We start from the raw sequence: 9,737 nt of genomic DNA, 5'->3' as shown, positions 1-9,737 counted from the left end.
AGCCTTTCTTTTACCGGACTACGGCGGGGGCCGAGCTTGACCTTGTTCTGCGGCTGCCCGGGGGTGCGGTCTGGGCGATCGAGATCAAGCGCGCTACTGCACCCAAGGTCTCTCGTGGTTTCCACTTGGCCTCCTTTGACATCAAGGCCGACCAAAAAATCCTGGTCTATGCTGGTGAACGAGAGGTCCCAGCAGGAGACGGTCTGCGTGCAATGCCTCTGGCCGCTGCCGTGGGCCATTTGCGCAACCTCTAGAAGGCAGAGTTAGCGCCAGCTTCGACACGATGCTGCACCTAGTCGAGCGAATCCAACAAGCGCGCGATACCGTGCTCCAGCTTCTTGCGGTCAACGGCGATCAGATCGCGGTCAAGTTTCAGCAAGAGATGCCCCACGCCGGCCACACAACGCACGCGCTTTGCACCCTGCCCGAATTCGAATGTGGTGCGCGGTCTGCGCTGCTTGCCTGCGACGGCAGGCTGTTGCGCAACCTTCGCTTCGGGCTGGGGTTCAGGGGCCGCATCAAGGGCGGCGCGCAGAACGGCGACCTCGGCCTCGGGTGTGCGGGTATCGAGTGCTGCAAGATCGGCGCGGATACGGCGAACGATGGTGTGATCCTCTTCAATCCGCTTCCACAGCGCGAGGCCCAGATTGCGCGAGATTGCCTCGGGGTAGATCAGGAACGACCCCAGCACATCAAGCAATCGCGCAAATGCACGGATGTAGGACCGGCGCTGGTAGTTGGCGGACTGGAACAGCTCTTTCACGGCGCGGTCCACGTCGTTGGGCGCAGTCTGCGGGTCGGCGGCATAGGCCTGTGCGGTCAGCGCCATTTCCGCAAAAGAAATATCTTTACGGATCAGGTTTTCATCAACCATCTGCCGGTAGAGCGCGGCCTGACCTTCCCCGCGGGGAAGGATTACTGCGGGGATAACGTCCCATTTTTCCGCATCAGTGGCAGCCAGTTCACGATAGGCCGACAGGCGGCGGTAGCCCTGCACCAGCTCGTATTTGCCATCGCCACGCTCTTCCACGCGGATGGGATTTGACAGCCCCACCTCGCGGATCGAGGTGACAAGCTCTGGCAAGGCATCGTCGGGGCCCTTCTTGCGGTCGCGTACAAGGGCCGTTGTCAACACATCATCCAGCGGCACCTGCCGGATCACCTGACCCGCGCGCTTGATCGCCACATATTCATGGGCGAGCGCGTCATTCTCGGCCCTGATACGTGCCTCGGCCTCTGCCCTTGCAGACAGGGCGCCTGCGTTCTCGGCGATGGCGCTGGCCATGGGGCCGCGCCGCTTGGCACCGGGGGACAGACTGCTGATCCGGGGTTCGGACGCTGGCTGATCCTCTTCGGGCATCTCAATGTCGAACATGCGCTTTTTGCGTGTCATGATATGTGCCTCATTCCTCGACATCTTCCCCGCGGGGAAGGTTTTCTCCAGCCTCAGCCGCGGCCATGTCGGACCATGCGCGCATCATATGGCCATGATGCTCTTTCCATGCCTGATCGAACGTACCGCGCGCGCGCCGCCATGTATCGCGGGTCATTTCGCGATAGTCGATTTCATAGACCGAACTAAGAAAGCGGTTTGACTGCTCGACGGCGCGTGTCGCCTCGATCGGGTGCTGGGACAGCCTGTCACCGAAAACCTTGCCAAAAGCTTCATACATCGCGCGGTGCAGGTCGTTGCCCTGCTCATAGCGCGTCAGAAGAAAGCGGACATCGCGGAAAACCTTCGGCAGTGTAATCTTCCCCGCGGGGAAGGTTTGCGCGAAACCGTCCGAGAGATCCTCGAGCGCTTCGGCAAGCTGGCCGATAAAGGATGTTGTGCTGTCGTACTCCCAATACCCTGGCCCCGAGGGTATACATAACATGTCTGCGGCAAAGACCGCGTTCATCGACTGATAGCCAATCGCAGGCGGACAATCGAAGAAGATCAGGTCCCATTCGTCATCAGGCAGCGCATCAAGATAGCGCGAGACGGCAGCGAAGAACGACCATTCGGGATTCAAGTGGCGGTATTGCGCGCTGGCGAATTCAACAAAAGCCGCATTGGCACAGGACGGGATGATGTCGATCGTCGGCCAATTTGTGGGGCGGATGAAATCGCCGATGCGCAAGTCCTGCAATCCCAGATCACGTATGCCCGCAGGGATCGTCCGGCGGGGCAGGGCGGTGCCGCTCTCGGCGGCGACAGGGGCGGCGTTCATGCGGTCCGTTTCGTTTATCAGGTCACGGGCCATGATGCCCCAGACCGTCTGTTCCTCGCTGACATCGGTCAGTCCCGTGGAATGGGACAGCGTCGCCTGCGGGTCGAAATCGACCACAAGAACGCGGTAGCCATCGAGTGCGGCAGCATGCGCGAAATGCAACGCAACGGTGGACTTGCCTGCGCCACCTTTGAAGTTCGCGATCGCGGTGCGAAAGGCGCGCCCTTTGGGCCGCTCGGGTTGCAGTGACTTGCCCTTGACCTTGAGCTTGCGGCGCAATGTGTTGATCTCTTCCAGCGAGAACCACCGCTGTCGCCCGTCGGGCTCGACCTTCCCCGCGGGGAAGGTCGGGTCCGCGGCTAGACGCCCGCGAAAGGTGGACTGGTTCATCCCGAGGATCAGCTCGGCCACCTCCCACGAAGAGAAGCGGCGCAACACCTTTTGGCTTTCGGGCGAGAATGTCTGCTCGCGGATCCAGCTTTGCATCTTGAGAGAGCGGGTCTGAAGTTCGCGAAGGTCTGCGTGGGTGAACATGTTTTATCCGGACGCTAATTCTGATCTTTTCACTAAATACGCCCAATTTGCATAACTTGTCTATGCGCGATATCGTAAATGTGGGTCCCGCGCACTTTGCTGCCACACCTGCCAGCCAAGGGCCTGGCGGATGATTAGCCAACCGAATCGCGCAAAAGGCTCTGAGGGCCCGAATCGGGATATTCCTGCGCTATATGGGGGGACAGGCAAGGTCGCCCACAAGCGCTTGGGGGGACATCCAGAGCCAACAGGGTGACACACTGGATGTCCCCCAATACCAAAAAGATACCTTTCTTTTGAATTTTGACGGGCGAGAGTGGACGGTGCCCTAATCGAATCTTGACAATTCGGCGAAATACAACGCTAATTCAGTCGAGGCGTTCAAAAGCGTTGTGACGGAAAGAATAGGGGGCAACCCCAAGCACCTGACAACGTCGCACCGGCTGTTTCCCAGTCGATCCGGAGAGCAGATATGCAGATTGCAAAGGCAACCGGCCCCCGAGCGGCTGCGTTGAAGTATGACATATTGACGGCGTTGCTGTCGCTAGGCCTACACGACAAAGGTGTGGACGGTCGTCTCGCGCAGCGTTTGGCGCTGGTCATCACTGCGCGGCTCAGTTGGAAGACCGAGACATTCTGTGTCGGCATCCGCGAGCTGGGGCAGCTTTGGGCCGTAACCGACCGGACTGCCAAGCGCGAACTCGCCCTTATGCGCGCGCGCGGGTGGGTCGTGGTGGCGCGTGCGGCGACGCGCGGGCGGGTCACCGTCCATCGCGTCGAGATCGCCAAGGTGATGGCCGCGACACAACCTTACTGGACAGCGGTTGGCCCGGATTTTGCCGAACGGGTCGGGCAGGGGGGACAGACCGCGCCTGCCGATACGACCGTCGTGCCTTTTCCCGTCGGACGCGCCCCCGCCGCCCTGCCGCCCGACGGCGGCCTGTGGGCGCAGACAGCACATTTGTTGCAACACGAGGATGGCCCGCTTTACCGTGCGTGGTTCGCGCTATTGGCCGAGGCCGGGCAAGACGAGGGTCGGTTGGTGCTGGCGGCACCTTCGGCCTTTGTGCGGTCATATATCAACACGCATTTGCGCGCCCGCCTTCAGGCAGCGGTTGCCACCGTCGATCCTTCGGTACGGCGGATCGAGATTACGTACTAACGCCGCTTGTCACAGCAGGCGGCTTGCCTTTTCATGCTTGGATGGGCAAAGCATCACCGTTGACAGCACAGGACTATTGGGAACGTGGAACGACCCTCTGGTACGAGGGACGTGTGCAGCAGGCCTGCGCGCAATATGGGCAGGCCGTCGCCGCGTTGCCGCCCGATGCGGCACCGTCGTTCGTGGTGCAGGTAAAATCCAGCTTTGCTTATGCTTTGCGCGAGGTCGGCCGCTTTGACAAGGCGCTGGCAATTTTCGAGCAGTGCCATGCGCTGTGCCTGCAAGCAGGGCTGGATCATGTCACGGCCACACGGCAGTGGGCTATCACATTGGAATCAATAGGTGATTTCACGCAGGCGCGCCAGCTATACGAAAGTATCGCGCCCGATGATGCCACTTTGCAACTGGATCGCCTGAAATGGCATCACGCGGTGGCCATGCTGGATTGGTCCACAGGGGATTTGGGCGCAACAATGCGCAATTTGTCCGCGGCGGTGGCGGCCTTGCCCGCCGATGCTGCGGCGGCCGCGCCCTATCTGGCTGTCCTGGGCAATGACGCGCGCGTGTCTCTGTATCTGGGCAACGAGGCCCGCGCTTGGCGGCGGGTCGAGCGGATGATCGAAATCCGCAAGGCTGTTGATACGGTGCCGATGTCGGGCGAGACCACGCTGGCGATAGCGCGGGCCGAACTTGCCCGCTTCCGCAAGGACCATAAGGCAGAGGTCGCGATCCTGAAGGACTGTCTGGACTGGATGGAGCGTAACGATCCCGAAGAATGGATGCACAAGCTGGACATGGCCGCCAAATATGCATCCGCCCTGCAGCGGGCCGAAAGTCCCGACGACGCAATCGCCTATCTGCAACAGCTTTGCGCCGCCGCGCCCTTTGATCTGGCGTGGATCGGGGTCGTCGGTCTGGCGCAAATGCAGATCAGGGCAAAGGATACCAGCGGGGTAAGGGAAAGCGCGCTGACATTGCTTGCCTCGGCGGTGGGGATGGGTCCGGTCGCGCGCGAGGTCGAGATCGTGGCGGTCTTCGCGGCACTGGCAAACCAGACAGGACAGACGGACGCCGCGATCTTTCTTGGCAAGCTGACGCTGAAGTATCTTGCCCTTCTGACACAGGAACTGGAAAAAGACGCCCTGCACGGGGTGATCGAGGACAGTGTCGCCCTGCTGGATACGACGCTTGCGCATCTGCGCCGCGCGGGGCGTTTTCACGAGGTCATGGTGTTGCAGGACCTGTTTGCGCGCATTCGCCGTTATGCCCAGCTGTTGCAGCGTTCGGGTGCAGAGGCGCTGGCGTTCCAGCCTGTACCCTTCGATCGGGATGAAGCACGGGCCGAACAGGACTGGCAGAACTGGCGGCAGGAATTGGCCGTCCTGCGCCGTGGTGCGGACCGTGACGCGCTTTTGCAGCGCGCGGCCGAGGTTCTGCAGGCGCTGCTGGATTTCAGGACGTCATCGGGTCCGACGCAGCGGCGGGTCCTGTCGCTGCCGCCTGCGCAAGGAGCGGTCAGGCTGGCGCTATTGCCTGCGGGCGAGCGCTGCATCATCCACTATCGCTGGGCTGACCGAACGCGGCGCAAGACAATCCGGCTGTCGCCGCAGGATTTCCTTGACCGCGTCGCAAAGCTGCGTGCGGCTGTGACGGACCCCGACGCATGGAAGGGGCCCGCGCGCGATCTCTATCGGCTGATCATCGCGCCGATTGGCGGCGAACTTGACGGGATTACGCGGCTTGAGGTCGATGCCTCTGGCATTTTGGGTCATATCCCCTTTGGGCTGCTGACCGATGGTGAGGTCTGTCTGACGCAGCGTGTGGCGATCACATATGTCCTGAACGTCGATCCCATGGCCCCGACCGCGGCACCCCGTTCTGGGCTGGCCTATTTCTCGGCTTTCGGATCGGGGCCACTGGCCGCGCGTCCTGTCGCCTTGCAGGGTGGTCATGACCTGTTTTCGCCGATGACCGTTACAATGGGCCCGCAGATGACGCGCACGCGCCTTGCAGAAGACTTGTCAAAGCGGCCCGCCTGCATGTCGCTGGCCACGCATTTCGAGATCACCCATGCCCGCCCTGATCTTTCCGTGCTGGAAATGGGGGATGGCACGCCGCTTTATCTCGCTGATCTGATGGGGCATGACTTTGATCTTGCGGGAATGCGGGCGGTTTTCTTCGCGACCTGCTCGTCGGGGGTGGATGATGGCGCGGATGTGACGAATACCTCGCTTGCCGCGCTGATCCTTGAGAAAGGGGCGCGCTGCTTCATCGGGACGCTTTGGGACATCCCCGAGACGGCCGCCGCCACGATCACAGCGGCCTTCTGGCAGGCTTTCGCGGCTGATCCGGCGCAGGATCCCGCCCAAGTGCTGGCAGGCTTGCAGGCACACCATGCGGCAAGGTTGCTGGCACCCAGCGGCCCGACCAGCCGCACAGGGGGGATCGGGTCCAGTGAGGGCGGGCTTCTGCCCGAGGAATGGGCGGCCTTTGCTGTTTATGAAAACAGCAACTTCCCGCAACACCAAGCCGCCAAAGGCTGATCCAGCTCTGCTAGGTCTGGCGAGATACAACAAAAAGGACATTCCCGCGTGAACATTGATTTTCAGAAACACACGATTACCGACCTGGGCCGGAAACTGGCCCATATCGAAGGGGTCACGGGGGCCTATCTGCCCAGCCATGTCTTTGACAGCAAAGAGTTGGAAAGAACGATAGACACCACCAAGTTTTCGGTTTCGCGAATGAAGACAGGCCAGCGCAAGGCGGCCAACTGGGAGTTGGCGCGCTTTGTCGATCTGTTCGATCTGGCCAGATTCGGGTTCGATTACCGGCTATTCCTGCTGGAATTCCCTGAATTCTGCGCAGCGCTGAAAGCTGCGGGGGTTGGCAGCTATGGCGCTTCGGTCGCCGAGCATCTGCGCGAGACGTTGCGCGAAGGCGTGCCGCAGGGTGGCAAGATCCTGATCCGGACCGACATGCGGCTAAGTGTCGGTGGGATCGGCTTTGAGGATGACGGCCCGCGTCTGCCCAGCTTTCGCTGGGGCGCAAGGGTCACGCTTCAGATAGCGCTCGCTCCGCTCAAGGAGGCGGGGCATTACTTGTTGTTGCTGCATGACTTTCCGGCAGGGCGGTCGATGGGTTCTCTGATGCCGTCCCGCTATGCGCCGGATCACCGGATCACGGGCCAGACGCTGATCCTGCCGCAACTTTTGTCGAACGAAGAGTCGTTTTTTGTCGGGGGCAAACCGGGGTATCGGTGCCTTTACGGTATTCAGTCGCCCTTTGATCTGGCAGCTTTGCTGGGGTTTGAAGATGCATCAGCGCATGTGCCCGAACTGACGTCACGGCAGGTCACGGTCCTGCTGGAAGTCCTGCGCAACCTGCCTGCCGAACATCGCGCAGCTATTCGGATCAATTTCGGTGAATATCTATTGGACTAGGGCGCGCAAGCCGACAGCGCGCCCCGTCACGTGTCACTGCGGTGCTACGGTCTGCTCGTGCAACCTTGGCAGGCTGTCGCGCAGCTGCGGGATCTTTTTCCACGATGTCAGTTGCCCGCCCGCGGGCTGGATACGTTCAACCACCAGTTTCTGGTCGGTCTGGAAAAACATTCCCTGCGCATCGCAGATCCGGATACGCAACGGAAACCAAGAAGAGGCCCCGAGCGAGGGGATCTCGAAGGTCACGGCGATATTGGTGCCGATCTTGTCGAGGAAAATGTGCCTGCGATAGGCGCTGAAGGCATCGTGGGTCCAGACCGTATAGGCGGTGCCGATGTCCTTGGCATATCCCGGGACGTGGTCGGGCGCGAAATAGGTATCACGACACCATCCGGCGAGATCGTTGAATTCGTAGAACGTCAGGAACGGATACCCTGAATTGGCGAAGCTGCGGACAAACGCGGGTTTCAGCGTGTACGAGATTGCCCTCGGATTGCGGGTGTCGCGGACCTCTGGCATCTTTGCGAAGCCATCGATCAGTGTTTCGAGTGTCTGCACAGGGCCTTGCGCGGCCTTCCACAGTGAGTTTACAAAGTGTTTCATGTCATGCACCTTCCTTCTGGTCGTCGGATGACGCAGCAGGCCCCCAGTGGCGTGCTGATAAGGAATGGCTAACAAAGGGATCGCGCTATCAGGTTCCGACCTGTTGCGATCTGTTGCGCTTCTGGAATTATTTTTGCGCCGGAAACCGGTGACGCGGCGTTATCGGCTTTCAGGCTCTGATCTGATGGGCAATGGTGATGCCAAGCTTTTCCTTGATACTACCCCAAACCTCGAACGTGCGCGAGCGTTTGAGACCGATCGCCTCTCCCGCCTTCTGGACGGATTTGCCAGCGGCGATTTCAGAATAAAGCGTGCGTTCCTGCCTTGTCAGGACGTGATGGGCGGGGTTGGCCTCTGGTGCGGGCATCGCGGCACCACTGACCGAACAGGTCAACAGCCAGTGGTTCTCGCGTTTTCCGGCAAAGATCGGATCGGGATCAAGGGGGCTTGCGATCAGGACAAGGGGTTTGGTCTCGGCACTGTGGCGCAGGAAAGCGTGCTGGCCCCATTGCTGCAAACCGATGATGGTTACCGCATCGGCAAAGCTGAGTTTGCGCTTGCTGCCCGACAGGCGGATGGCGTCGCCCTCCAGCAATGCGTCGAACAGGCTGTTGCTTTCCAGCAGTTCGCCATTGGCGCCGGCGATGCATGTGGGGGCGCCCGCATCCGCCGCGCACGTCAGCAGGGCAGCGCTGGACTGGCGGGTTTTCGACAGGGTTTGCGATGTCACCCATGCGTTGCGGATCAGGTCGTAATATTCGTTGGCAAAGTCCATTGCGCGCTTGGCTTCGGGGGCGGTGGGACTTCCCAGAAACAGATTGATCGCGGTCCAGTAACCGGCCATGCGGTCCAGTTCGAATACGATCGTATCCGTAAAGCCGACCCCCCGTAGCCAGTCGAAAAAGCGCTGGTCGGCGACAGACTCTTGCGGACAGACGCGGGACATCTGCACGGGACGATGGGGGTAGTAGGTGCGCTGGAACTCGGCCCAGGGGTCGATGGTGCGCAGGTTCGTCAGGTAGTGGATGATCGCCTCGGTGGAAAAGCCGCGGATCAGGGGCGAGTGGAATTCCTCCTCGAGTGTGACATCGTTCACGATCTGGCAGGTCTGCTTGTCGCGCAGGGTGATGATCGCACCCTTTGCGCCTGTCATGCGCATGATCACCTCGAGCGCATCAGCCCATTTGTCAGGGTCCTGAATGGCGTCCATCAGTTTGAGCGGCAGGAGTTTTTCCCAGTAAAGCGCGTTTTCCTTGTTCAATGACTTCGTCCAAATCGGTTTTATCTGCCCAGTCGGGACAGCAGGTTTAAGTATTGCCTGACCTGCGTCTGTGGCGTGACATGACGCAGAGGTAAAGCTGTTCAAGCCCTTATCCCAGTAACTTGTGGCGGGAATATGAAAGTGACCGGACCTGAGTCCGGTCACTTTTGGAGATTTGGCCGTTAAGCCTTGCACAACCTGCTGTCAGCCGTCGGAGCTATATGTGACCAGTCGCCTTGTTGTATCCCTGTCTCATACGGCTGTTTCGCCTGCGCACCGTAAGGTGGGCAGGGTCAGAGCGTTGGCGGTCACGGCGCTGCTGGCTATTGGCACAGCATCGCCCTTAACGGCGCAAGTCACATTCGACGAGGTCGAGGCGGCCTTGTCCGCGCTTGAGGCACAGGCGGGCGGGCAGGCGCCACCCGTCGCTGATCTGCCAACAGCGCCGCCGCCTTTATCGCCCACCGAAATCGTGCCGCCGCCTGACGGTTTCGCTTCTGCCCACACCGACACGTCCGATG

At 60.6% G+C, this 9,737-nt stretch carries 8 protein-coding genes and 1 pseudogene; 5 read left to right on the top strand and 4 right to left on the bottom strand.

All coding sequences use genetic code 11. The features are described from left to right. Positions 1-254 (top strand): annotated as a pseudogene (locus V7N12_RS08095) (ATPase); the annotation flags it as partial. Positions 255-292: 38 nt separating this feature from the next. Here V7N12_RS08095 and V7N12_RS08090 read toward each other — a convergent pair. Together V7N12_RS08090 and V7N12_RS08085 are read right to left on the bottom strand one after the other, a co-directional pair. Further along, positions 293-1,393 (bottom strand): ParB/RepB/Spo0J family partition protein, encoded by a 1,101-nt coding sequence (locus tag V7N12_RS08090; RefSeq protein WP_333713919.1) that lies wholly within the window; start codon positions 1,391-1,393, stop codon positions 293-295. Positions 1,394-1,403: 10 nt separating this feature from the next. Continuing rightward, positions 1,404-2,747, bottom strand: coding sequence for an AAA family ATPase (locus tag V7N12_RS08085; RefSeq protein WP_333713918.1), 1,344 nt, complete (start codon positions 2,745-2,747; stop codon positions 1,404-1,406). Between the two features lie 565 nt (positions 2,748-3,312). On the opposite strand from V7N12_RS08085, the gene V7N12_RS08080 reads away from it, so the two are divergent. Genes V7N12_RS08080 through V7N12_RS08070 form a run of 3 tightly spaced genes read left to right on the top strand, consistent with a single transcriptional unit; the run spans position 3,313 to position 7,352 of the window. Next, positions 3,313-3,909 (top strand): DnaA N-terminal domain-containing protein, encoded by a 597-nt coding sequence (locus V7N12_RS08080; RefSeq protein ID WP_333713917.1) that lies wholly within the window; start codon positions 3,313-3,315, stop codon positions 3,907-3,909. A gap of 59 nt (positions 3,910-3,968) precedes the next feature. Beyond that, positions 3,969-6,452 (top strand): CHAT domain-containing protein, encoded by a 2,484-nt coding sequence (locus V7N12_RS08075; protein WP_333713916.1) that lies wholly within the window; start codon positions 3,969-3,971, stop codon positions 6,450-6,452. Positions 6,453-6,500: 48 nt separating this feature from the next. Beyond that, positions 6,501-7,352, top strand: coding sequence for a hypothetical protein (locus tag V7N12_RS08070; RefSeq protein WP_333713915.1), 852 nt, complete (start codon positions 6,501-6,503; stop codon positions 7,350-7,352). A 33-nt stretch (positions 7,353-7,385) separates the two neighbouring features. On the opposite strand, the gene V7N12_RS08065 is transcribed toward V7N12_RS08070, so the two are convergent. Together V7N12_RS08065 and V7N12_RS08060 are read right to left on the bottom strand one after the other, a co-directional pair. Further along, entirely contained in the window at positions 7,386-7,955 is a 570-nt protein-coding gene (locus tag V7N12_RS08065) for a hypothetical protein (RefSeq protein WP_333713914.1), read from the bottom strand. A gap of 169 nt (positions 7,956-8,124) precedes the next feature. Next, complete coding sequence (locus V7N12_RS08060; protein ID WP_333713913.1) at positions 8,125-9,216, bottom strand: hypothetical protein; 1,092 nt, start codon at positions 9,214-9,216, stop codon at positions 8,125-8,127. A 301-nt stretch (positions 9,217-9,517) separates the two neighbouring features. Here V7N12_RS08060 and V7N12_RS08055 point away from each other — a divergent pair. Further along, positions 9,518-9,737, top strand: a 220-nt coding sequence (locus V7N12_RS08055) for a hypothetical protein (RefSeq protein ID WP_333713912.1), incomplete at its 3' end; no start/stop codon positions are given.

The sequence above is a fragment of the Yoonia sp. genome, from assembly GCF_036770585.1.
Lineage (GTDB): Bacteria > Pseudomonadota > Alphaproteobacteria > Rhodobacterales > Rhodobacteraceae > Yoonia.
This window is presented reverse-complemented; position numbering and strand designations above follow the sequence as displayed.